Raw genomic sequence first — 23618 nt, 5'->3', positions numbered from 1 at the left:
ACCCGGCACTGACACCCGCCGGCTTCCGACCTCCTGGAAACGGGCGAGCAATCTTTGCAAAGTGGTTCATTATCAGTTGCCAAAATAGGCACGCCGGAAGTGCGAAACAATGGGATACGCATTTTTTTGTGCGTCCTGGTTGCCGGGACCGGCGGTCCCGAGTAATTTCGGCCACACCCGGCTAATGAATCCAAGGCGCGGCACGGTCAGACACTGCGAAGGGGCTGGGTTTAATTTGCCGCGATCATGCATTAGATCAGCGTTCGGATTCACTTTTCGCAAGAGGCATGGCCTTGGACGCACGCTCTTCCACCTTCGAGACGCTTTCAAAGAAGATTGAGGCCCGCACGGCGCGCGCTGGCATTATCGGCCTTGGCTATGTCGGCCTACCGCTGGCGATGGCTGTGGCACGCAGCGGCTTTGCCGTGACCGGCTTCGATATCGACCCCAAGAAGATCGTCGCATTGGATGCCCGCCGCTCCTACATCGATGCGGTGACGAACGAGGCGCTGACGGCCGAGATCGATGCGGGGCGTTTTTTCTCGACGACCGATTTCGCCAGCCTTTCGGATTGCGATGTGATCGTCATCTGCGTGCCGACGCCGCTTACCAAACATCGCGATCCCGATCTTTCTTTCGTGGAAGCCACGTCGCGGTCGATTGCCGCCCATCTGCGGCCGGGCCAGCTCATCGTGCTGGAATCGACCACCTACCCGGGTACCACCGACGATATCGTAAAGGTCATTCTCGAAGAGACAGGGCTCAAATCCGGTTCCGACTTCTTTGTCGGCTTCTCGCCGGAGCGTGAAGACCCCGGTAACCAGCATTACCACACCGCGACCATCCCGAAGGTCGTTGCAGGCGATGGTGCGGCAGCCCTGTCGCTGATGAAATCCTTCTACGGGACAGCCGTCTCGACCGTCGTTCCGGTCTCCTCCAATGCGACGGCGGAAGCAGTCAAGCTCACCGAAAACATCTTCCGCTCGGTCAATATCGCACTCGTCAACGAGCTGAAGACCGTCTACGCGGCAATGGGCATCGATGTCTGGGAAGTCATCGACGCTGCCAAGACCAAGCCGTTCGGTTATATGCCCTTCTATCCCGGCCCCGGTCTCGGCGGCCACTGCATTCCGATCGATCCCTTTTATCTCACCTGGAAGTCGCGCGAATACGAGCTGCCGACCCGTTTCATCGAGCTTGCCGGCGAGATCAATTCGGCGATGCCGCGCTATGTCGTCGGCAAACTGGCCGAGGCGCTGGATATCCGGGCCGGTAAGGCGCTTAGCCGCTCACGCGTCCTCGTGCTTGGCCTCGCTTACAAGAAGAACGTTGCCGATATCAGGGAAAGCCCGTCGCTGCGTCTGATCGAAATCATCGAGGAGCGCGGCGGCAAGGCGGATTATCATGACCCCTTCGTCGCGGAAATTCCACAGACGCGCGAATATCAAGCGCTGAAGGGCCGGAAATCCGTCGACCTGAGACCGGAAGCCATTGCAGGATACGACGCGGTTCTCATCGCGACCGATCACGACATGATCGACTATGCGGCTCTTTCGAAAAGCGCCAGACTGATTGTCGACACCCGAAACGTCTTAAGCCGGCTCGGCCTCTCGGGCGATCACGTCATCAAGGCGTAACGAGCACGCCGGAAAGCTGCTTGCCGGTGATCTGGCTGGCGGCGACGGCATAGCCGCCGGCTGCGCCATCGATGAAGTGCATGTGGTCACGCGACAGTGGCGTCGGCACGAAGCAGGTCATCAGTGCCGATGACTGGCGGTGCAGGCCGTAGCGAGCCACTCCCTCCTGCTGGGCCTGCTTCAGCAGCATCTCGATGCGGGCGAGGTGGGCGGCGTCGACATCGATGGTCATCTTCAGCCCGTCGTCGAATTTGCGGAAATCCGAATTGCCCGAGACGTCCTTCTTATAGCGGCGCGCGTTGAAATGCGCAAAAGTGATGCCGAATTTGTGCAGGAAAACGGTCAGTCCGATCTGCAGGAGGATGAAGAGCTTTTGTCGCAGGCGTTTGCCCTCAGGTGCGGTGGCATTCACCTCGCGATTGATGCCCTTCATCGAGAAGGCAAGCTCCGGCCCATCTTCGGGCACCGGATGCCCGCCGCGGTTCTGTTCTGCCGTGATGGAAACGATGCCGGCGACAAGAGCCTGAAATTCTGGCCCTGGGCCGTCGTCGCCGGGCACGGCGATGATCGAGACGATCTCGCCATTGCGCGCCTCGATCGGGCTCCAGCGGCAGGAGAGACCGTTCAGATCCGGGCGAGCGCCGGGTGCGGCCTTTTCGACGCCGTACCATCCCATCTTCATGTTCTTCTCGGCCCAGATCGTGCCACCGCCGGAAAACATCGCATAGGTGACAAAGGGGCTTGCCGAATAGCGGGCGACGCGCACATCGAGACCTTCAGCGCGGATATCGGCGATCGGCACGATGGCGATACGGAGATCAAGGTCAAGATCCTCCTTCACCCAGGCCTGTGTCGCGGCAAGCGCTTCGCGCGCCTCCTTCTCAAGCGAAGCGGGCAAGGMGATCAGCGCGCCGTCACCAGCGAAGACGAAAGGATAGTCGCCCTTGCCGACGGCATTCAGCACCGCGGAAATGACGCTGGCGCCGGCCATGTTCACGTCCTTGTAGCGCCCGCCGGCGATCGCCTTGGTCGAGCCGACTATATCGGCCATTGCCAGCACCCACCCTTCGGGCAGCGGCCGGTAATTGCTCTCATCGGTCACGCCTTCGAAGTCGCTGAAAACAGGCACGTTGGCGAAGAATGCGTCGTTGGACATCTCGTTCATGGGCCAAGTTTATCACAGACCCGTGTTACCGCTGCAACGGCAATTTGCGTTTCGGGCAATCGACTTGCACCGCATCGATATGGTAGCACCGCTGACATATTTTATGACGGACAGGATAAGATGAGCCGCCTCGATAGCTTCATTCGCCGATTGACGGCTCAACGCGATATTCTCAATGCCATCATCGATCTTGTGGAAGAGGTGGAGGGGCCGGTGCTCGAATTCGGCCTCGGCAATGGCCGCACCTACGACCATCTGCGCGAGCATTTTTCTGACCGGCGCATCATCGCCTTCGATTGGGAAATACGATCCTATTCCGCCTCCACGCCGCCGGCCGAAAATATGGTGACAGGCAATATCCGCGATACCGGCCAGACGTTCCTCGGGATCAATGCCGCGCTCGCCCATGCCGATATCGGCACCGGTCATGACGAGATCGATGCCGTGACGCTGACCTGGCTGCCGCAGCTGATGGCCGGCGTGCTTACCCATCACGGCATTGCCGTCAGCGGCCTGCCGCTGGAACATCCCGAGCTCTTGCCTCTGCCTTTGCCCGGCGGCATCAAAGAGGGGCGCTATTTTCTCTACCGCAGGAAATGATCCGCGCTTATGAGGCGCAGGAATAGGACGTAGCCGAGACCGCGGCAAATTTAGCTTCGAAGTCGGCCGCGATTTCGTTCAGTGTCACGCTGCCCAATCGCCGCAGGAGCAGGGCCTGTGCCTCCTTCATCGCATCCTCGAGGGCGGCATTCACGGCCTGTTCCACAAGGCACTTCGGTTGATCGTCGGCCGGGCCGATGGCGAAAAGATGTGGTTCGCCGATGGCGCGGTAGACATCAAGCAGGGTGATTTCCGACAAAGGCCGCACCAGCGTCCAGCCCCCGCCGTGCCCTTTTTCGGAACGGACATAGCCCTGTTCACGAAGGCCAGCCATGGTGCGGCGGACGACCACGGGATTGGTGTTCAGCATCTTTGCAATCATTTCGGAGGTCGCAGAATGCTCATGCCGATCCATATGGATCAGCACGTGCAGCATGCGTGAAAGGCGGCTGTCATTGCGCATGAAGTTCTATTCCCGTCGATCGAACGGGCCATTATCACAAGCGGATCGTAACAAGACAAGTAACATGATGCTTGACTGTGTTGTTTCATGTAACTTATGTTGCTGCAAGATAGACGCGTCGTCAAGGAGGGTTCATGTCATTCGAGGTCATCGTTATCGGCGGAAATTTCGCCGGCCTGTCCGCGGCCATGCAGCTTGTACGGGCGCGACGCCGCGTTCTGCTGATYGATATGGGCGCGCCGCGCAATCGGTTTTCGCAGGCGTCACATGGCTTCCTGGGCCAGGACGGCCAAACGCCGGCGGCGATCATGCGGGAGGGAAGGCGGCAGCTTTCGCTTTATCCGACCATCACCATCCGCGACGGGGAAGTTATTCAGGCGCGTGCCGATGGCGACGAATTCGTCATCGGTGTCAAGGATGGTGGTGAAGAAAGGGCCGCGCGCATCGTCCTGGCAACCGGCATAAGCGATACGCTGCCCGAGATATCCGGTCTGCGCGACCGATGGGGGCGTTCCGTGCTGCACTGCCCCTATTGTCACGGTTATGAGGTGAGTGGCGGCAAGCTCGGCGTTCTTGCAAACCATCCACATTCGGCACATTCCGCCATTCTGATCCCCGACTGGGGAGAGACAACCTATTTCACCCAAGCGCTGTTCGAGCCCGATGAAGAGCAACTCGTACGGCTGACCGCGCGCGGCGTTCGGATCGAACGCAGCCCTGTCGTGGAATTATTGGGCGGCAATCCCAAACTTGATGCCGTTCGCCTTGCCGATGGCCGGGTCGTGCCGCTGGATGCTGTGTTTGTCGCTCCGAAAACGGCGATGGCGAGCCCGATTGCCGAACGGCTCGGCTGTGTCTTCGACGACGGCCCGTTCGGCCCGCTCATCCGGACCAGCGATAACAAGGAAACCACCGTCAAGGGTGTCTTTGCCGCCGGCGATGCGGCAAGCGCCATGCATAACGCCACACTCGCTTCCGCCTCAGGCGTGCTTGCCGGCGTGCATTGCCATCAATCGCTGGCAATGCAGTCCGCCGCCTAAGGCAGGAACAGCACGTCGTACTGGTCGATGCTTCCAGGCAGGTCGCGCACCTTCATCTGCTGCTCGTAATCCTCGAAGAAGACCAGGCAATCCTCATAGAAGCCGGCGAGCCAGGCAACGAAATCCCGCGTTCCCTCCGGACCGTAGAAAAGCGGCGTGAATTCCATATAGAGCGGCGTGCGGCGGGAGAGCAGCGGCAGCATCGAGCGGCAGGCAACGGGCTCGTATCCCTCGATATCCATCCAGACGAGGCCGATGGCAGCCTGGTCGATGCCGAGCCCGTCGAGGATGCCGGTAACCGGCTGCACCGGCACGCTGATCTTCTGGTCGGTGGCACTTTGGCGGATCGCGCTGCTTTTGCCGTRATTGGCGCTGTTCAGGAAGAAGTCGATCTCGCCTCCAGCTTCGCCGGCAGCGCAATTGACGAGACGCACCGTGTTCAAAAAGCCGTTCTGACGGATATTCTGTTCCAGAAGGCGAAAATTGCGCGGGTCTGGCTCGACGCTGACAATCCCCTGAAATGCTCGGGCGAGCGCGAAATAGACGGTCTGCGTGCCGATATTGCCGCCGATCTCCAGCAGCATGCTGTMCTTCTTCAACAGGCCGCGTTGGCGCAAGATCACGAGCAGCCGGTCGACGGCCTGCCGTTCGAAATGGCCCTTCCGGAAGACCTTGCGGCCGATATAGTCGGCGGGCGAAAAACTCATCAGATGATCGCCGGCATCGACGGTCATGGACGTGACGCGCAGTCCGATATTTTCGATCAGTAGCCGGCGGCCCGTGCGGGTGTCAAAGAAGCGCGTGGCCAACGCATTGCGCGCCTTTCGCAGGCGGCGTTTCCAATATTTGGCGGTAAGCCATGCTTGGCCGGACATTATTGTCTTTCCTTGAGCGCTTCAGCCGCTTTCTCTCTCGGAACGACATAGACTTTCAAGGGGAGCGCCCGACCGCGCACGCTGATTTCGAAGCTTTCTACCGTTTCCGCATCAATGCCGGCGCGCATTGCGACCGGCTCGGAAATGACGATCGCCGCATCGAGCTCCTTGGCCGCCGTCTCCAGACGGCTTGCGACATTGACCGTGTCGCCGACGGCGGTCAGGCTGCGCACGCGCCCATAGCCCATGGTACCGACGACCGCAGGGCCGGCGTGGATACCGATGACGATCTGCAGCGGCAAAGGCAGTTCGTCGGAGAGTTCGGCAGCGAGCTTCTCAACCTCGGCAATGATCGCGGTTGCGGCCGAGATCGCCTGCCGGCAGGCTTCCTCGGGTGTCGTGTTGAGGCCGAAGAGTGCCATGGCGCCGTCACCGATGAATTTGTCAAGCCGCCCGCCGGCCTGTTCCACCGCCTTGCCGACGATCCCGAAATAGCGGTTGAGCAGGAAGACGACGTCGAAGGGCAGGCGGGTTTCGGTCAGCGTCGTGAAATGGCGCATGTCGCAAAAGAGTACGGCGATCTCGCGCTCGCTGCCGGGGCTGGTTTCCTGGCTGTTGGCGGGAAGGGCAGCTTCCGTCTGTGGCACGAGCAGCGGCGCGACGGTCAAATCCTTATCCGGGCGGAGCTGACAGGCAAGGCGCACGTCCTGCGCGGCATTTATACGCTTCAGCGTCGTTTGCTCCAGCTTGTCGGGCGGCGGCAGGGTCCAATAGTCGCCGAGTATCTGCACACGGCAGGTGGAGCACTGGCCCTTGCCGCCACAGACCGAATAATGCGGCAGGCCGCCGAGCCGACTTGCTTCCAGCACCGTGAAGCCGCGGGGTACGCGCACCGTCTCGCCGCCGGGATAGTGAACGGCGACCTGGTTCGCCCGCTCTTTCAGCCTGCGGCGTGCCCGCGCCAGAATGACGAGGGCAAGCGCTCCGGAGAAGCTGCCATAGAGCACGGCGCGGATCGTCGCGATTTGCTCGCGTGCCTCAGGATCGTTGTAATAGCGGGTATTGATCGTTTCTTCATAATGTCCGGATTCGGCCGCGATGTAGGAGGGATCGGACAGCGTGCGGCCCATCTCGACGAAACCGAGCAGCGCCAGCACCGGCAGGAGGATGGCGATCGCCAGAAGCAGCGATGAGGAATTTTCGTACCAGGGCCGATAGCGCAGCCAGAAATGTACGCCGATACAGCCGTGGATCCAGACCGCAAGCAGTGCGAAAGTCTGGCGTACGCCATTCTGCGGTGAGTTGATCCAGAGCGTGCGAACGATCGTCTCGTAATTATCGGTATAGCTGTAGAGTGCATGGACGATGCGTGTGCCGATGACATGGTCGATGAGCAGCAGCGGAATCAGAAGGCCGAGAACGATCTGTGCCATTTCGTTCTTCGGCATGACGAGGCTGCGGCGCATATAGAGCCCACGCAGCACCAGCGTCATGTGGACGAGGACCGAGCCGTAGAAGAGCAGGGTGCCTAGCGGATTGCGCCAGATCGCCAAAAACAACCGGCGCGCATCATCGGCCGCMGTCAGCGAAACGAGCCCCAATGCATGGTTTGACATATGCAGGATGATGAAGACGAACATCACAAGGCCGGAACCGAGCCTGGCCTTCCTGATCGTACGCTCCKAAAAAATCCCTGTGGCCCAAACCGTGGTCATCAATTCCTGYTCTTGAAGCTCAAATCGCAAACGCACTAGAGAAGACGAAAAAGGGCGGAATTATCGTCTCGTCTAATCACGATCGCTTCGGTATGCCTGTCTGTATCATTCAAGGATAGTGACAATAGCGGAAATTTTCGCCTACGGCGCGAGCGCCGATTGGAAACACACTGTCACAAACGGAGTGTCGCGATGCGGATCGCTTTCTACGCGCCGATGAAATCGCCTGGTCATCCGGTGCCTTCGGGCGACCGGCTGATGGCGCAGCTGTTGATCCGAGCGCTGGAAATGGCCGGGCATTCGGTCGACGTCGTGTCCGAGTTCCGTGTCCATGCCGGCACGCCGGAGGCGGCTGCAGATGTGCTGGCGAAAGCCGAAGAGGAGCTCAAGCGGCTGCGGAGCAAATGGCGGGAGGAGCCGAAGCCGGAACTCTGGTTCTGCTACCATCCCTATTACAAGTCCCCCGATCTCTTCGGCCCGGCAATCTCGGCGGAATTCATGATTCCCTATGTCACGGCCGAAGCCTCCTATTCGCGCAAGCGCGACGGGCTGGGCTGGGCCTTCTTTCAGAAACCGGTGGGTGACGCGATCCGCCAAGCGGCGGTGAATATCGCCTTCACCGAACGCGACCGGAAAGGACTGGAAGAGGTCTTTCCAGAGGCGCGCATCGCCGGAGTAAAGCCTTTCATCGACACGGCGCTCTTCGAGGCGGTGTCGCCTGTCCCCGATCCGCAACGCTTGATGACCGTGGCCATGATGCGGGCCGGCGACAAGCTGGAGAGCTACAAGATGCTCGCTGCGGCACTTCGGGTGATCGAGCAGCGTCCATGGACGCTCGGCATCGTAGGAGACGGTCCGCTACGGGCAGAGGTGGAGGCGCTGTTTGCCGGCTTTGCGCCCGGTCGTATCGACTGGCTCGGCCAAAGGGAGCCGGAAGAGATCGCCGGATTGCTGGCAGGGGGCGGCATGTATGTGTGGCCGGGCTGCGGCGAAGCCTATGGGCTTGCCTATCTCGAAGCACAGGCGGCGGGCCTTCCTGTGGTGGCGCAGAGGACCGCAGGCGTGCCTGCCGTGGTGGAGGCCGATGTGACCGGGCTATTGACGCCTGATGGCGATATGAAAGCCTATGCGCAAGCCATTGCCGGACTGCTGGATGACCGGGCGGGCCGTGACGCCATCGCGTCAGCCGCCCGCCGCTTCGTCATTGGCGAGCGCTCGCTCGCCGGCGCGGCGAAAGAACTGGATTTGATCCTACGCAATCATGCAGGAGCAGCACATGATCGATAGCACCATCCGCGAACCGTTGTATCGGGAGCTGGAGCGCTGGCGCGACGCCGGCCGCGCGGCGCGGCTCTGGCTGCGGGATGACGATGCGATCGAGCCGACGGCGGCGCTGGAGCGACTGCTGTCCGAGACGAAAAGCTACGGCATCCCCGTCACGCTTGCGGTTATCCCGGCGTTTACGGGCGCGCCGCTCGCTCAGCGGCTTGCGGAAGAGGTGCATGTCAGCGTGGCGGTTCACGGCTGGGCGCATCATAATTATGCCGGCCCTGACGACAAGAAGCAGGAGCTGGGCGGATCACGCCTGCAAGAAACCATTCTCGGTGAACTCTACGAAGGCGTCCTGAAGCTCAAGGGTCTCTACCCGACACGCTTTCTGGCAATGCTGGTTCCGCCCTGGAACCGGATCGACAAGGGTCTCATTCCCAAGCTGCCGGCGCTCGGTTTCGAATCCCTTTCGACCTACGGGCGCGTCAAGGGAGAAAACCCGATCGCCATCATCAACTCCCATGTCGACCTCATGGACTGGCACGGCACACGCGGCGGGCGGCCGATGGCAGACCTGATCGGCGCACTGGTCACGGAGTTGCAGGACAGGTTCGAGGGTAGCAGCGAACCGATCGGCGTGCTCGGGCATCATCTGGTGCATGACGCGGCGGCCTGGGAGTTCCTTGCCGAACTCTTCGAGGCGACTGCGGGCCACCCCGCAGTGGAATGGGTTTCAGCAGGCGCGCTGGTGCAGCATCAGATGTCGACGACCTGATTGTCGCGGGCGGCGAATGCGCCGGCAAAGACGGCCTGCGCCTGGCTTTCCATGACAGCGAGCTGTTCATCGGTGCGCGAGGGCGCATGGTGAAACAAGGCGAAGCGCTTGGCGCCAGCCATCGTGGCAAGTTCGGTGCCGTGCTGCCATGTGGAGTGGCCGAAGCCCTTGAAGCGCTGCATCTCGTCTTCATTATAAGTGCAGTCGTAGACGACGAGGTCGGCGTCCTTCATCATCTCAAGCACGACCGGATCGTACGTGCCTGGAATGTGCTCGATGTCATAGATCAGTGATACCACGCGGCCTTTCCAGCGAATGCGGTAACCGATCGCGCCGCCCGGATGGTTCAGCATATAGGTCTGCATCTCCACGCCCGCATGCGGGGTCAGTGTCTGGCCCGCATGGAAATCGCGGAAGTTCATCGTTGCCTGACAGATATCTGTCTTCACCGGGAACCAGGGCGGGCTGATGAACTGTTCGACCATCTCGCGCGTGCTCATCTTGCCGTCTAGGTGGCCGGACCAGATGTTGACGTTGATCGACGGGTAGTAGATCGCTTTGAAGAAGGGCAGGCCAATAATGTGGTCATAGTGGCAGTGGCTGAAGAAGAGGTCGACATCGTGGACCTCATCGGCAAGAAGCGACAGGCCCGCCTCGCGCAGACCCGAGCCAGCATCGAAGATCATCCGGTGCTCGCCGCAACGAATTTCTATGCAGGAGGTGTTGCCTCCATATCGGTCGAATTCCGGGCCTGACACGGGAATGCTTCCCCGAACGCCCCAAAATTTCACCTGAAACAGATCGTTACTCATTTTCCTTCAAACCAGCTTTCCCGCTTCGTCATCGTAGTCACCATCGATCCCGATGCGAAGCTGCAGAATTCCACGGGTTTGCCTATATCCCCTCGCACTCTTCTAACGGCTAGCCGAAGAAGAAGTAGATTTTCCTAAGCAATCGGCTTTTGGCTCAGAATGCAAGCCGGTATGGTTCGTTTTCTGTAAACGTCCCGGCGTATGCGAGGTCGCGACATTTCCCGCGGTATCATGCATCTTAAATGGTTGCGCGCGACCGAAAATGCAAATCCCCTGCTTTTGGCGGTGCTGAAGCACCGAGACGGTATGAAAACTGCGCCGAAGACGGCCAGCGGCGAGGCGCGGTTGCGGGAGGGACTGCTTGTTCCGGTCGTGAATTCCGGCGCGAAACGCTAACGTTCTCCCCTGGAGGATATTGTCATAAAATTGAAATAAATCCGTCGCAAAGCTGTCATCCGGGGTGCCTAAATGTCGCCATACTTTCTCTAAAGCGACATTTGGTCTGCCCATGAACGCCCCCTCAATCCGATCGTCTTCTGCCGTTGCCGCGGCGGGCCTGGAATTGAGTTACGGACCGACGCAGATTCTCAAAGGCATTGATTTTTCTCTGGAAAAGGGAAAGACACTGGCGTTGCTTGGCCCATCGGGTTGCGGCAAGACCACGCTTCTGCGGCTGGTTGCCGGCCTGCTTGCGCCGACCAGGGGTTCCGTGTCGATTGCCGGGACCACCGTTGCAGATGGTGCGACCGGCGCCTTCGTTCCGCCGGAGCGGCGCGGGCTCGGCATGGTCTTCCAGGATTACGCGCTCTGGCCGCATCTGACGGTCGGCGGCAATGTCTCCTTTCCSCTCGAAATGCGCGGTATCAGCAAGGCCGAGCGCCAGACCCGGACGATGCGCGCTCTGGAACGAGTCGGGCTTACGGCTTATGCCGACCGGCGGCCGAGCGATCTCTCGGGTGGCCAGCAGCAGCGCGTCGCAATTGCGCGCGCCATCGTCGCCGAGCCGCAGCTCATCCTTTTCGACGAGCCACTTTCCAATCTTGATCGCGAGTTGCGCGAAAACATGGTGGGTGAGCTCGCCGAGCTCATCTCCTCGCTCGGCCTGACGGCGATCTATGTGACGCACGACCATAGCGAGGCGCTGACGCTTGCCGACGAGGTTGCGGTCATGCGGTCAGGCCTGATCGAACAGCTTGCCTCGCCCGACGACCTGATCGAGCGACCGGCGACGCCTGAGGTTGCCGACTTCCTGCGGCTTGGCTGTCTTGCCGATATCGAGCGGCGCGGACCCTCCTGGCATTTCAAGGGAAGCGACATCGCGCTCACCGAAGCTGAAGGCATTGCCGGCGACAGCGCCCGCGTACTGATCCCCGTCGCCTCCATCTCGGCCGGCGAAGCCTCTACTAATCGCCTTGCCGCCACCGTACTGCGCTCGCAGTTCCGCGGCGACGGGCATCTGGCGAGCGTTTCGCTCTCCGGCCTGCCGGGCCTGGAATTGCAGGTTCTGAGCCGCGCCAAGCTTCGTGCCGGCGAGACCATCGGCCTTACGATCGACGCAGCACAGATCCGCTGGTTTCAGCAGAAAATATCCCAATCCATAGAGGAGAAGTTGGAACATGTTTAAGTCATTGAAGAGCATCACTTTTGGCGTCGTCGCCGCCGCCCTGATGGCCGGTGTCGCCCATGCCGACGTCACCGTTTACACCGCTGGCCCGCAGAGCCTGATCGACAAGCTGTCGGCCGGTTTCACCAAGCAGACCGGCGTCAAGGTCAATGTTTTCCAGGCAACGACCGGCAAGGTCATGGCCCGTATCGAAGCCGAGGCCGCAAACCCGGTTGTCGACGTCGTCATCTCGGCTTCCTGGGATACGGCCAACGACTTCTCCAAGCGCGGCTGGCTCGTCAACTATGCTAGCCCGAACGCTGCCAAGGTTCCGGATTTCCTGAAGTCCGAAGGCGCCGTTGCACAGGGCATCTCGGCTCTCGGCATCGTCTGGAATACCAAGAGCGGCACGCCGAAGCCGGCCGAATGGGCTGACCTGACCAAGCCGGAATACAAGGACCTCGTCAACATTCCGGATCCGGCCCAGTCCGGCTCCTCCTTCGAACTGACGGCTGCTCTTGCCGGGCAGGACGACTGGAAGCTCTTCAAGGGTCTGCAGGCTAATGGCGCGATCATCGCCGGTGCCAATGCCGACGCCCTGAACCCGGTTCTGCAGGGTGCAAAGGCCGTCGTCTTCGGCGCTGTCGACTATATCGCCCTCGCTGCCCAGAAGAAGGGCGAGAGCATCGAAGTCGTGTTCCCGAAGTCCGGTACGGTCATCGCGCCGCGTCCGGCCATGATCATGAAGTCGTCCAAGAACCAGGACGACGCCAAGAAGTTCATCGACTACATGCTCTCAGACGAAGGTCAGGCGCTGGTTGCCGGTGAAATGCTGATGCCGTCGCGCACCGACGTTGCCGCCAGCCGTCCGCTGATCAGCGACCTGACGCTCCTGAAGTACGACACGGCTGCCGTCTACGGCAAGCGCAAGGAAACGCTGAAGACTTTCGCCGATCTCTACGGCGCCAAGTAAGGTCCAGATTGATGAGAGGAAACGGCATCGGCGGTACGGCTCCGGCCGCCTGGCTGGCAACAGCCGGTCTTGTTATCGTCGTTGCCGTTCCCTTCATTGCGGTGGTGTTGCAAGGCATCTTTCCCGAACTCGGACAGGGCTCGTTTGCGAGCCCTTTCTCCTCGCTTTATGCGACGCTTGCAGACAGCTCGCTCATCCGCATGGGTGGCAATACCGTCCTGCTCGGTGCTTGCGTGGTGTTTGCTTCGGCGCTCGTCGCTGTACCGCTCGGCGTTTTCCGTGCCCTCTACAGAATTCCCTTTGCGCCCCTCTGGGACGTGCTTTTGCTCGTGCCCTTCATGATCCCGCCCTATATCGCCACGCTCGGCTGGATCATGACACTGCAGCCGCGCGGTTATCTGCAGCAGCTCGCCGGCTTCAATCTGGCGCCCTTCCTGTTTTCGATTTTCGGCATGACGCTGGTCATGGCCTTCAACACCTTCCCGGTTGTCTATTTCGCCGTGTCGCGCACGGTCGAAGCCGTCGGCGCGCGTTATGCCGATGTCGGCCGCGTCTTCGGCGCCTCGCCGGCGCGCGCCTTCTGGCGGATCACGTTGCCGCTCTCGGCCCCCGGCCTGACGGCGAGCCTGATGCTGGTCTTTGCTGCAGCGATCGAGGAATATGGCACGCCGGCGGCACTCGGCCGCCGCGCCGGTTTTCAGGTGCTGGTGACCGGCATCGATCTGCGCGTCACCGACTGGCCGATCGATCTGCCGGGTGCGGCGATCCTGTCGCTGCTGCTTGTCGCCATGTCGCTCGTCACCTTCCTGCTGCAGCGCTGGATTCTGGCGCGCCGCTCCTACCAGACGGTCGGCGGCAAACCGACCGCAAAGGACAAGCGACCGCTCGGCGCGCTGAAGGTGCCTGTCATGATCGCCTTTGCCGTCGTCGCTTTCCTGGCAACCGGCGTGCCGTTGCTGGCGATCCTTGCGACTGCGCTGGCCCGCACGATCTCCGGCGGTCTTGCCCTCGACAATATCAGCCTCGACAATTTCATGGCGGTCTTCGGCAACAGCGCGGGTGCAGTGACGGCGCTGATCAACAGTTTCTCACTCGGCATCGGCACGGCGCTGATCACCGGCCTGATTGGCGTGACGGCCGCCTATACTGTCGTGAAGACCAAGATTTCAGGCCGCACGGCGATCGATGTGATGACCATCCTGCCGAACGCCCTGCCAGGCATCGTGGTTGCCGTTGGCCTCATCCTTGCCTGGAACATGCCGGGCCTGCCGTTCACGCCGTATAATACGGGCTTCATCCTGCTGCTTGCCTATTGCTGCATCCTGTTGCCGCAGCCGGTGCGTTACACGACGGCTGCCTTCCAGCAGATCGGCGATAATCTCGAAGCGGCAGCTCGCGTCTGTGGTGCGAGCGGCGTGACCGCCTTCCGCCGCATCCTGCTGCCGCTTGTCTTCCCGAGCCTAGCCTCTTCGATGCTGCTTGTCTTCGCGCTTGCCTCGCGTGAACTCGTTGCCTCTGTCGTGGTCGCCCCTGTCGGCATGCAGACGATTGCGACTTTCATCTGGCGTCAGTTCGAACAGGGTTCGATCGGACTTGGCATGGCAATGGCCTTCATCGCCATCTGCATCACGACGTTGCTGCCAGTGATCCTGATGGGGCTGATGCGGCGCGGCAATATGGTCGCGGATTGAGGCGCACTCCAAATTAGGCAGGTTCTTGTTTCTTGCCGAGATTGTTGAGATAACTCCGTTAGGCAGTCTTTTGGGGTGAACATGGCTCCAGTCACAGGGATTTTCATCGGCCTTGCGGTCGTTGTCTTCCTCATCATTTCCGCTGGTGCCGTATTCTTGTCCTGGAACCCTCTCAGGTGGGTGCACCTTCGTTTCTCAGGGCGTTCAGCTCATGGTCAAGCCGAAGGCGGTTTTGAAGCGAGTTTTGACGGCGGCGATGGCGGTGGTGACGGCGGAGGCGATTAACCTCAAAGTGACGCTGTGATCCCACCGTCGACCATCATCATGTGACCGTTGACGAAGGACGATGCGTCGGATGCCAGGAAGACGGCGGCGCCCACCAGTTCTTTGACATCCCCCCAGCGGCCGGCCGGCGTACGGGCTTCAAGCCATGCGGAAAATTTCGGATCATCGACAAGCGCCTGGTTGAGCGGCGTCTTGAAATAACCCGGCGCGATGGCATTGACCTGCAAACCGTGTTTTGCCCAGTCAGTCGCCATGCCACGGGTAAGATTGCGCACGGCGCCCTTGGTCGCCGTATAGGGCGCGATATTTGGGCGGGCGAGTTCGGCCTGTACCGAGGCGATGTTGATGATCTTGCCGCGGCCGCGACCAATCATTGCTCGTGCGACGGGCTGGCTGACATAAAAGATACTGGAAACGTTGGTGCGGAAAAGCTCGTCCCACTTTTCGACAGGGAAGTCCTCCAGTGGCGTGCGAAACTGCATGCCGGCATTGTTGACGAGGATATCGATCGGGCCGATTTCCGCTTCGATATAGTCGATCGCCGAACGGCAGGCCTCGGCGTCGGTGACGTCAAAGGCCGCACTGACGGCATGGCCCTTATTTTCACGGATCGCCTTGGCGGCGGCCTCCGCTTTCTGGGCATTGCGGCCGTTGATGATGACGGAAGCCCCGTGTTCTGCAAGGCCAAGCGCTAGAGCGTGGCCGATGCCTTGGCTCGAGCCTGTCACGAGAGCACGGCGGCCGGAAAGATCGAAGAGCGGAAAGGTCACGGGATCACTCCTGAAATCATTACCCCTGCATAGCCGGTTTTGCCGCTGCTGCGCAAAGGTGATCAGTCTGTCCCCAGACGTTTGATATTGCCTGTCAGTTCCTTTGCCAGCCGCAATGAAGCGGCGGTCGCCATGACCATCTGCGGCAGCACCAGCCATTCGAGCGTCCAGGCGGCCCCAGATCGCTCCTGTTCATGGATGAGCGACTGGTGGATGGCCGAAAGCTGTGTGGCATTGAAACGGGCAAGCGCCACCAGTGTTTCGGCAGCGATCGGGTTCTGTTTGTGGGCCATCGCCGATGATGTGCCGCCGCCCCCGAGCTCGATCTCGCCTCCCGCTTCGGCGAGCAGCGCGACGTCCTGTCCAAATTTGCCGAGGCTGCCCGAGATCAACGAATAGAGATTGGCGAGATCGGCAATACGTGTGCGCCGGCTCTGCCATTGCAGCTCGTCTGTCAGCCCCAGTTCCTGCGCCAGCGAGGTGCGCACAGCGGATGCCTCGGCCCCGAGTTTTTCGAGCGTGCCGGCAGCGCCGCCGAACTGGAGGGCGAAGGTCTGCTCCGTCAGCCGGTCGCGGTAGGCCTCCAGCGGCGCGCGCCAGGCGGCGATACGATCGGCAGCGGTTATGGGGATCGCCGCCTGCATGCGGGTGTGGCCCATCAGGCGATTGCCTGCGAACTGCCGCTCAAGGGCGGTCAGTCCGGTGATGATGGCATGCAGACGCCCGCCGAAAAGGAAGGTCACTGACTTCAGCCGCATCATGAGGCTGGTGTCGATGACATCCTGGCTGGTTGCGCCGAAATGAAGGTGTTTTGCCGCCTCTTCGCCGATGGCCTGCCGAAGCTGTCGGACGAGATCGGGAATGACGACGCCGTCCCTTGCGGTCGCCGCCTTCAGGCTGTCCATATTAGGCGCAAAACCTGCACAGGTCTCGCCGATCTTCCGTGCCGCCTCCGCTGGAATGAGGCCATGGCTTGCCTCGGCCTGGGCGAGTGCTGCCTCAAAGGAAAGCATCGCCCGAATATCGGCTTCGGCTGAGAAGTAAGCGGCAATTTCAGGATCGCCGAGCAAGCCGGAGAGGAAGGGATGGTCGAAGGGGGATGTGGTCATCTGGCATCTCGTTTCATGGCAATCCCCGTTCACCCGTCGGCACCTACACCGACGCTACTTGCCCAACGGATTGCGGGCAAGCCGTCTGTAGATGGCTCAAATATCCAGGAACACCGTTTCCTTCGGCCCCTGCAGATAGATATCGAAGCTCAGCTTCGCCCCGTCACGGGTGGCGATCAGCGTTGCCACACGTTCGCGATGCTCGATGCGCGACAGAATCGGATCCGCCGCATTGGCCTCCTGCTCTTCCGGGAAATACAGGCGCGTGTGCAGGCCGATGTTGATGCCGCGGGCGACGATCCAGAAGGTGATGTGCGGGGCCATCTTGCGGCCGTCCTTGAAGGGAACCTTGCCGGGCTTGATGGTCTCGAAGGAGTAGACGCCGTCTTCGGCGCGGGTAGGGCAGCGGCCCCAGCCGGTGAAGTTCGGATCGGCTGTGCCGCGCATTTCCGAGGGGCTGTTGTAGAGGCCGGCGCTATCGGCCTGCCAGATCTCGATGACGGCATCGCGCACCAGTGCGCCGGCGCCGTCGAAGATGCGGCCGCTGACGGTGATGCGCTCGCCGAGCGTCTTGTCATTGACCATCTGCGTGCCGAGATCGCTGTCATAGACGCCCGTAATGTCGCAGAAATTCGGCGTCAGGCCGATATGCACATAGGGGCCGGCGGTCTGGGACGGGGTTTCCTTGAGATAACCGAGTTCCTGCATGTCAGTTCCCCTCCGGCTTGTTTTCGAACATGGTCGAACGACGGCCGCGCAGCACGATGTCGAACTTGTAGGCGCGGCTATCCATCGGGATCGTATTGCCCCAGTCGAGCGGGGCGATGAGCTGCTCGATCGCCGCCTTGTCCGGGATCGAGCCGACGATCGGACATTTCCAGATCATCGGGTCGCCTTCGAAATACATCTGGGTGATCAGGCGCTGCGAGAAGCCGTGGCCGAAGATCGAGAAGTGGATATGGGCCGGGCGCCAGTCGTTGACGCCGTTCGGCCAGGGATAGGCACCGGGCCGCACGGTACGGAAGGAATAGCGGCCTTCCTCATCGGTGACGAAACGGCCGCAACCGCCGAAATTCGGGTCGATGGCGGCAAGATAGGTTTCCTTCTTGTGGCGGTAGCGTCCACCGGCATTGGCCTGCCAGAATTCCACCAGCACGCCGGCCTGGGGGCGGCCGCGCTCGTCCAGTATGCGGCCGTGCACGATGATGCGCTCGCCGATGGCGCTTTCGCCGGGGCGGGCGAAATTGTGGATCAGGTCATTGTCCATCTCGCCGATCGTCGCATGGCCGAACACCGGACCGGTGATTTCGGAGATCGTTCCGTCGAGCGACAGCAGTGCGCGCTGCGGCGAACGCAGGATCGAGGTCTTGTAACCCGGCGTATAGGCCGGCGGATGCCAGGCGCGGTCGCGGCCGAAAAAGGCGCCGGTCTCTGGCTTGCGGTTCGGTAAGTCGGACATTCTCTCCCCCTCAGGCCGCCTTGCCGGCGTCCATCTGCTCGAAAACCTGTTTTGCGATTTTGATCGCATGATTGGCGGCCGGCACGCCGGCGTAGATTGCCACATGCAGCAGCGCCTCGCGAATATCCTCCCGGGAGGCGCCGGTATTGGCGGTGGCGCGCACATGCATCGCCACCTCGTCATCCTGGCCGAGGGCTGCAAGCAGCGCGATCGTGATCATCGAGCGCTCGCGCTTCGTAAGCTCCGGCCGCGACCAGACATGGCCCCAGGCCGCTTCGGTGATCAGCTCCTGGAACGGCTTGTCGAATTCGGTGGAGGCCGCCTGCGCGCGGTCGACATGGGCATTGCCGAGAACCGAGCGGCGTGTTGCCATGCCCTGCTTAAAGCGTTCGGACGCGGTGTCGCTCATGGGCTCTTTTCTCCTATGGATGAGAGGAAGGCGCGGATGATCGCGGTCAGTGCCTCCGGCTGCTCGACCGGCGGAATATGGGCGCAGGCCTTGATCACTTCATAGCGTGCGTTGGGGATCAGCTTGGCCGTCGACAACACCAGATCYGGTGGCGTCGAGCCGTCCTGATCGCCGACGACGCAGATGGTCGGCACCTTGATCCTGGCTGCAGCCTCGGTGAAATCCGCATCGCGGATCGCCGCACAGGTGGCGGCATAGCCTTCCACCGGCTGGCGGGTCAGCATGTTGCAGTAGCCGGCATAGGCGATGTTTTCCGGGCGACGGAAGGCCGGGGTGAACCAGCGCTCCATCACCATGTCGACGATGCTGGCAATGCCGTTCTTTTCGACGGCGGCGATGCGGTTGTTCCAGCTCTCTGCCGTGCCGATCTTGTGCGCGGTGTCGCAGAGGATGAGCGCCTTCACCAGATCCGGGCGGTGCTGGTAGAGCGACTGGGCGATCAGGCCGCCGACCGAAAGACCGCAGATGATTGCATCTTTCACCGACAGCAGGTCGAGCAGGCCGGCAAGATCGGTTGCATGGTCCTCGATAGCGTAGGGCACCTGGCCGACATCGGACAGGCCGTGGCCGCGCATGTCATAGAGGACGATGGCAAAGTCGCCGGCAAGACGCACGATCACATCGCGCCAGATACGGAAGTCCGTGCCGAGCGAATTGGCAAAGACGATAACCGGCCGGTCGGCAGGCCCGCTAATCAGCTGGTAGTGGATCGTCACGTCGTTGATACTGGCAAATTGCACTTTAAATCTCCTCCACTTCCAATTTGGTGAGTTGATTCGGTTAAGTAAAATGATATTTTTCAGCTTTTCGATAACTCGTGGGTTATGAAAGCAATGATCGATAGCCGCATCAAGTTTCGCCATCTGCAGACCTTTGTCGAGGTGGCGCGGCAGAAAAGCGTGATCAAGGCGGCCGAACTCCTGCATGTCAGCCAGCCGGCAGTGACGAAGACGATACGTGAGTTGGAACAGGCGCTCGGTGTCGGCGTTTTCGAGCGCGATGGGCGCGGCATCCGGATCACGCGTTATGGAGAAGTCTTCCTGCGCCATGCAGGTGCCGCACTGACGGCATTGCGACAGGGGCTCGATTCCGTCTCGCAGGAGCAATTTGGCGATGCGCCGCCAGTCCGCATCGGCGCGCTGCCCACGGTTTCGACGCGCATCATGCCGCGGGCGATGGATCTGTTTCTCAAGGAAAACACCTGGAGCCGGGTGAAGATCATCACCGGCGACAATGCTGTATTGCTGGAGCAGCTTCGCATCGGCGATCTCGATCTCGTCGTCGGGCGTCTGGCAGGAGCGGAACGCATGACGGGTTTTTCCTTCGAGCACCTCTATTCCGAGCAGGTGGTCTTTGTCGTGCGCGCCGGCCATCCGCTGCTCACCGGCGGAAAATCGCTCTTTGCCGAGCTCGGCCGCTATACGCTGCTGATGCCGACCCGCGGTTCGATCATCCGCCCGGTGGTGGAAAATTTCCTGATTGCCAATGGCGTAGCCAGCCTGCCGAGCCAGATCGAGACCGTTTCGGACGCCTTCGGCCGTGCTTTCGTGCGTGACAGCGACGCAATCTGGATCATTTCCAACGGCGTGGTGGCGCGCGATATTGCCGACGGTGTGCTTGCCGCCCTGCCGATCGATACCAGCGAGACGAAGGGGCCGGTCGGACTGACGGTGCGCACCGATTCCATTCCCTCGCTGCCGCTGTCGATCCTCATGCAGACGATCCGTGAGGCGGCGTTGGAAATTTCCGGCCAGCCTGCGTCTGAGCACTAACCTTCAAGACAGTCGCTGCGATTGCTCGTAGATTTGTCGCCCCAGGCATCTGAAGAGGCGGCAATCATGAAAACAGGCTTCATCGGTCTCGGTGTGATGGGCACGCCGATGGCGCTCAATCTCCTAAGCGCAGGCACGGATCTCATTGTCTGGAACCGTTCGCCGGAGAGCGCGGAGACGCTGCGAGCCGCCGGTGCTGAGGTGGCCGCCGGCATTGACGAGCTCTTCCGCAAGTCCCAAGTCGTGATCCTGATGCTTGCGACGGACGTGGTAATCGATGCGGTTCTCGAGCGTGACACGCCGGCCTTTGCAGAACGGGTTGCCGAGCATGTCGTCATCCACATGGGAACGACTACACCCACCTATTCGAAAGCGCTTGAAGCGGATATCGGTGCCGTCGGCGGTCRCTATGTCGAGGCGCCCGTTTCGGGTTCGCGCCGGCCGGCGGAGGAGGGCCAGCTTGTGGCGATGCTTGCGGGAGACGCGGATGTCGTAAAAGAGGTCCGTCCGCTGCTGACGCCGATGTGCCGGGAGGCGGTCGTCTGCGGCGCAGTGCCAAATGCGTTGTTGATGAAGCTTGCCGTCAATATCTTCCTGATCACCTCGGTGACCGGGCTTGCGGAGGCCGCCCATTTCGCAGATCGGCAAGGGCTCGATATGGGTCTTTTCAAGACTGTGGTCGATGCCGGCCAGATGGCGAGCGGCATATCGCGGATCAAGAGCGCCAAGCTGGTGGAACGGGATTTCTCCGTGCAGGCGGCGATCTCAGACGTGTTGAAGAACAACGAACTGGTGGCGGAAGCGGCGCGGCAGGCGGGAATCGCCTCGCCGCTGCTCGATGCCTGCCATGCGCTCTATGCGGAGACTGAAAATCTGGGCTTCGGGCGGGAGGATATGGCAGCCGTCGTTCGCGCCTTTGAAGCGCGGACCGAGGCAATCAGCCTTCCTTTCGGGGACTGACGCTATACCGGTCTGGCATTTGGCGTCATGCTGACGCAATCTTGCCTGTGCAGAGAGCGGTTTTTGAAGTTGGACGGTCGAATGCGCGTCTTGCTGGCGGAAGATGAACCGGAAATGGCCGCCGTACTAGTGGCGGCGCTCCGCAACAACAATATCATCACGGACCACGTTTCAACCATCGAGGCGGCCGAAGAGGCCGTGCGACTGAACAGCTATGATGCCCTGCTGCTTGATCGCAGCCTGCCTGATGGCGACGGGCTGGAACTGATCGCCGACGCGCGTCGTATCCAGCCGGCTGTCCCGGTGATCATGTTGACGGCGCGCGGCGATCTGAAAGACCGGATCAAGGGGCTCGATTTCGGCGCCGACGACTATCTCGCCAAACCCTTCGCCGTCGAGGAGTTGATGGCGCGATTGAGAGCGATCCTGCGCCGTCCGGGCAATATCGAGATCGAGAGCCTGTGCCTCGGAAGGCTGCATTTCGACCTGCGCAACCGCGAGGCTCGTGTCGGCGACGTGGCGCTTGAACTGCCGCGCCGCGAATTGCTGGTGCTGGAAGCGCTGATGCGCCGGGCCGGCCGCACGGTGGAGCGCTCCAGTCTCGAAGAAGCGGTCTATGGCATGGATGACGAGATCCAGTCCAACGCGCTCGATGCGCATGTCTCGCGCGTGCGCCGCAAGCTCGATGCGGCGTGCGCCGGGGTCGAAATCCATACGATCCGCGGCGTCGGCTACCTGATCCGACAGGCCCGACCATGAAGAAGATGAAGTTCTATTCGCTGAAATGGCGGCTGATCCGCAGGCTGGTGGCTCTGCAGGCCGCGACCCTGGTGCTGATCGCAATCGCCTTTGCCTTCGTCTTCTGGATCTCCGGCATGAGCGGAATATTCGCTCCCGACGAGCATGCAATCGACGCTGCGACRGGGTCGATTGTTTGGGACCCTGACGGTTCGATGCGCATTACCAATACCAAGGATCTGGATTACCAGCGTGAGAAGGCGACCGATTTCTGGTTTCTGGTGCGCGACGAGCAGGGTCACGTGCTGACCGACGGCAATGTGCCGGCGCAATATCTCACCATCGCCGCTTCAGGCACCGACATCGCTGAGGCGCGCTTCAATGGGGATGAGGACAACCCTGCGACGATTGCCGCGCGCCTGCAGAAGGTCAAGAGCGATCACGGCGACCTGCTCGTCATCGTCGGCCGGCAGGGCAGCCTTCCGGCCGGCAAGCTGCTCGTCGTCTTTGTGGCGATTGCTTCCGGCGTCGTGTTGCCGGTTATCCTGCTGACCGGCCTGATCACGTTGGCGGTCACGCCTTTCGTGGCGCGCGGCATCCACCGCGGATTGAACGAAGTGGCGCAGGCAGCCCAGGGTATTGACGGCACCACCCGCGGCTATCGCCTGCCGCTGGAAAACGTGCCCGAGGAGGTGGCGCCGCTGGTGATCGCCATGAACGAGACGCTGCAGCGCCTCGACGACGATCATAACAAGCAGCGACGCTTCATGCTGGCCGCGGCTCATGAGCTGCGCACGCCAATCGCTATTCTGCAGAACCGGCTGGAGACCATGCCGCCGACGGAAGCGACCAACCGGCTGCTGGAAGATGTGGCCCGTCTTTCGACGTTGGCCCAGCAGCTGCTCGACCTGCAGCGGCTCAATCAGGAGCCCGTGCCGGATTGCTCCATCGACCTTGCGACCATCGCGCGGCGCCAGGCCGCCGAGCTTGCGCCGCTGATCATCGCCGCCGGCTATCAGGCGAATTTCGAACTGCGCTCGATGCCGGAACGCATTCTGGGCGACGAGATCGCGCTGGAACGGGCAATTGCCAATCTGGTGCAGAACGCCATTCAGCACGGCGGCAGGAGCGGCACGATCACCATTGCCGTAGAGCACCCCGCGCAGATTTCCGTCAGCGATGAAGGCCCTGGTATCGCGCCAGAGGACCGGGAGCGGATCTTCGAGCCCTTTCAGCGTGCGAACGGTCGCAGCCAGGGCATCGGGCTCGGCCTCCATCTCGTGCGCGAGATCGTCAAGCTGCACCACGGAAGCGTGTGGGTCTCGGATGCAGAGGGCGGTGGGGCGAGCTTCAATATGAGCTTCGAGCCGACGGCCCAGACTGCATGAATCTTTTCGATGGTGCGGGTGCACGTCATGCTCGCATCATTTGAAAGGGG

The 23618-nt window shown here is 61.2% G+C and carries 24 protein-coding genes; 12 read left to right on the top strand and 12 right to left on the bottom strand.

All coding sequences use genetic code 11. The annotated features are described in order from the left end of the window. The first annotated feature begins 293 nt into the window (after positions 1-293). A complete protein-coding gene (locus AC1DNW_RS28450; protein WP_477855121.1) occupies positions 294-1637 on the top strand; it encodes a nucleotide sugar dehydrogenase in 1344 nt (447 codons plus the stop codon). Here AC1DNW_RS28450 and AC1DNW_RS28445 read toward each other — a convergent pair. After that, positions 1627-2802, bottom strand: a complete 1176-nt coding sequence (locus tag AC1DNW_RS28445) for a DUF3095 domain-containing protein (RefSeq protein ID WP_477855120.1) — start codon at positions 2800-2802, stop codon at positions 1627-1629. The two genes, AC1DNW_RS28450 and AC1DNW_RS28445, sit on opposite strands and share 11 nt — an antisense overlap. Positions 2803-2922: 120 nt before the next feature. Between AC1DNW_RS28445 and AC1DNW_RS28440 the strand changes: the two genes are divergently transcribed. Then, complete coding sequence (locus tag AC1DNW_RS28440; protein ID WP_113307941.1) at positions 2923-3402, top strand: class I SAM-dependent methyltransferase; 480 nt, start codon at positions 2923-2925, stop codon at positions 3400-3402. 7 nt (positions 3403-3409) lie between these two features. Here the strand turns inward: AC1DNW_RS28440 and AC1DNW_RS28435 are convergent, their stop codons facing one another. After that, positions 3410-3865: an Rrf2 family transcriptional regulator gene (locus tag AC1DNW_RS28435; RefSeq protein WP_477855119.1), complete on the bottom strand. Its 456-nt coding sequence runs from the start codon at positions 3863-3865 to the stop codon at positions 3410-3412. Positions 3866-3999: 134 nt separating this feature from the next. Here AC1DNW_RS28435 and AC1DNW_RS28430 point away from each other — a divergent pair, with 134 nt between their 5' ends. After that, positions 4000-4905 (top strand): NAD(P)/FAD-dependent oxidoreductase, encoded by a 906-nt coding sequence (locus tag AC1DNW_RS28430; protein WP_477855118.1) that lies wholly within the window; start codon positions 4000-4002, stop codon positions 4903-4905. On the opposite strand, the gene AC1DNW_RS28425 is transcribed toward AC1DNW_RS28430, so the two are convergent. Both AC1DNW_RS28425 and AC1DNW_RS28420 read right to left on the bottom strand, forming a co-directional pair. Then, positions 4902-5780, bottom strand: a complete 879-nt coding sequence (locus tag AC1DNW_RS28425; protein ID WP_477855117.1) for an FkbM family methyltransferase — start codon at positions 5778-5780, stop codon at positions 4902-4904. The two genes, AC1DNW_RS28430 and AC1DNW_RS28425, sit on opposite strands and share 4 nt — an antisense overlap. After that, entirely contained in the window at positions 5780-7495 is a 1716-nt protein-coding gene (locus AC1DNW_RS28420) for an adenylate/guanylate cyclase domain-containing protein (RefSeq protein ID WP_477855116.1), read from the bottom strand. The genes AC1DNW_RS28425 and AC1DNW_RS28420 overlap by 1 nt, the downstream gene beginning before the upstream one ends. Before the next feature lie 192 nt (positions 7496-7687). Here AC1DNW_RS28420 and AC1DNW_RS28415 point away from each other — a divergent pair, with 192 nt between their 5' ends. Together AC1DNW_RS28415 and AC1DNW_RS28410 are read left to right on the top strand one after the other, a co-directional pair. After that, a complete protein-coding gene (locus AC1DNW_RS28415) occupies positions 7688-8782 on the top strand; it encodes a glycosyltransferase family 4 protein (RefSeq protein ID WP_477855115.1) in 1095 nt (364 codons plus the stop codon). Continuing rightward, on the top strand, positions 8772-9539 hold the full coding sequence (locus AC1DNW_RS28410) for a polysaccharide deacetylase family protein (protein WP_113296866.1): 768 nt from the start codon (positions 8772-8774) through the stop codon (positions 9537-9539). The genes AC1DNW_RS28415 and AC1DNW_RS28410 overlap by 11 nt, the downstream gene beginning before the upstream one ends. On the opposite strand, the gene AC1DNW_RS28405 is transcribed toward AC1DNW_RS28410, so the two are convergent. Further along, positions 9521-10351, bottom strand: a complete 831-nt coding sequence (locus AC1DNW_RS28405; RefSeq protein ID WP_477855114.1) for an MBL fold metallo-hydrolase — start codon at positions 10349-10351, stop codon at positions 9521-9523. The two genes, AC1DNW_RS28410 and AC1DNW_RS28405, sit on opposite strands and share 19 nt — an antisense overlap. A gap of 102 nt (positions 10352-10453) precedes the next feature. Then, positions 10454-10861 (bottom strand): hypothetical protein, encoded by a 408-nt coding sequence (locus AC1DNW_RS28400; RefSeq protein ID WP_477855113.1) that lies wholly within the window; start codon positions 10859-10861, stop codon positions 10454-10456. Between AC1DNW_RS28400 and AC1DNW_RS28395 the strand changes: the two genes are divergently transcribed. From AC1DNW_RS28395 to AC1DNW_RS28385, 3 genes are read left to right on the top strand one after another with little or no spacing between them, the layout of a single operon-like run. Continuing rightward, on the top strand, positions 10860-11975 hold the full coding sequence (locus AC1DNW_RS28395; RefSeq protein ID WP_477855112.1) for an ABC transporter ATP-binding protein: 1116 nt from the start codon (positions 10860-10862) through the stop codon (positions 11973-11975). The two genes, AC1DNW_RS28400 and AC1DNW_RS28395, sit on opposite strands and share 2 nt — an antisense overlap. Further along, positions 11968-12927 (top strand): ABC transporter substrate-binding protein, encoded by a 960-nt coding sequence (locus tag AC1DNW_RS28390; RefSeq protein ID WP_477855111.1) that lies wholly within the window; start codon positions 11968-11970, stop codon positions 12925-12927. The genes AC1DNW_RS28395 and AC1DNW_RS28390 overlap by 8 nt, the downstream gene beginning before the upstream one ends. Before the next feature lie 11 nt (positions 12928-12938). Further along, positions 12939-14618, top strand: coding sequence for an ABC transporter permease (locus AC1DNW_RS28385; protein ID WP_477855110.1), 1680 nt, complete (start codon positions 12939-12941; stop codon positions 14616-14618). A 287-nt stretch (positions 14619-14905) separates the two neighbouring features. On the opposite strand, the gene AC1DNW_RS28380 is transcribed toward AC1DNW_RS28385, so the two are convergent. From AC1DNW_RS28380 to pcaD, 6 genes are all read right to left on the bottom strand, one after another. After that, a complete protein-coding gene (locus AC1DNW_RS28380; RefSeq protein WP_113296859.1) occupies positions 14906-15673 on the bottom strand; it encodes an SDR family oxidoreductase in 768 nt (255 codons plus the stop codon). Between the two features lie 62 nt (positions 15674-15735). Continuing rightward, positions 15736-16782, bottom strand: coding sequence for a 3-carboxy-cis,cis-muconate cycloisomerase (locus tag AC1DNW_RS28375; RefSeq protein ID WP_477855109.1), 1047 nt, complete (start codon positions 16780-16782; stop codon positions 15736-15738). A gap of 96 nt (positions 16783-16878) precedes the next feature. After that, positions 16879-17490, bottom strand: coding sequence for a protocatechuate 3,4-dioxygenase subunit alpha (gene pcaG / locus AC1DNW_RS28370; RefSeq protein ID WP_113296857.1), 612 nt, complete (start codon positions 17488-17490; stop codon positions 16879-16881). A gap of 1 nt (position 17491) precedes the next feature. Next, positions 17492-18241, bottom strand: a complete 750-nt coding sequence (pcaH, locus tag AC1DNW_RS28365; protein WP_477855108.1) for a protocatechuate 3,4-dioxygenase subunit beta — start codon at positions 18239-18241, stop codon at positions 17492-17494. Between the two features lie 10 nt (positions 18242-18251). Beyond that, a complete protein-coding gene (gene pcaC / locus AC1DNW_RS28360; protein WP_113296855.1) occupies positions 18252-18650 on the bottom strand; it encodes a 4-carboxymuconolactone decarboxylase in 399 nt (132 codons plus the stop codon). Beyond that, positions 18647-19450: a 3-oxoadipate enol-lactonase gene (gene pcaD / locus AC1DNW_RS28355; RefSeq protein ID WP_477855107.1), complete on the bottom strand. Its 804-nt coding sequence runs from the start codon at positions 19448-19450 to the stop codon at positions 18647-18649. Before pcaD ends, pcaC begins: the two co-directional genes overlap by 4 nt. Positions 19451-19543: 93 nt before the next feature. Here pcaD and pcaQ point away from each other — a divergent pair, with 93 nt between their 5' ends. From pcaQ to AC1DNW_RS28335, 4 genes are all read left to right on the top strand, one after another. After that, a complete protein-coding gene (gene pcaQ, locus AC1DNW_RS28350) occupies positions 19544-20482 on the top strand; it encodes a pca operon transcription factor PcaQ (protein WP_477855106.1) in 939 nt (312 codons plus the stop codon). Positions 20483-20503: 21 nt separating this feature from the next. Next, positions 20504-21442, top strand: a complete 939-nt coding sequence (locus AC1DNW_RS28345; RefSeq protein WP_477855105.1) for an NAD(P)-dependent oxidoreductase — start codon at positions 20504-20506, stop codon at positions 21440-21442. Between the two features lie 81 nt (positions 21443-21523). Beyond that, entirely contained in the window at positions 21524-22201 is a 678-nt protein-coding gene (locus AC1DNW_RS28340) for a response regulator transcription factor (RefSeq protein ID WP_477855104.1), read from the top strand. Then, positions 22198-23568, top strand: a complete 1371-nt coding sequence (locus AC1DNW_RS28335; protein WP_477855103.1) for a sensor histidine kinase — start codon at positions 22198-22200, stop codon at positions 23566-23568. Before AC1DNW_RS28340 ends, AC1DNW_RS28335 begins: the two co-directional genes overlap by 4 nt. Positions 23569-23618 lie beyond the last annotated feature (50 nt).

Source organism: Rhizobium sp. 05L429, from assembly GCF_056397645.1.
This window is presented reverse-complemented; position numbering and strand designations above follow the sequence as displayed.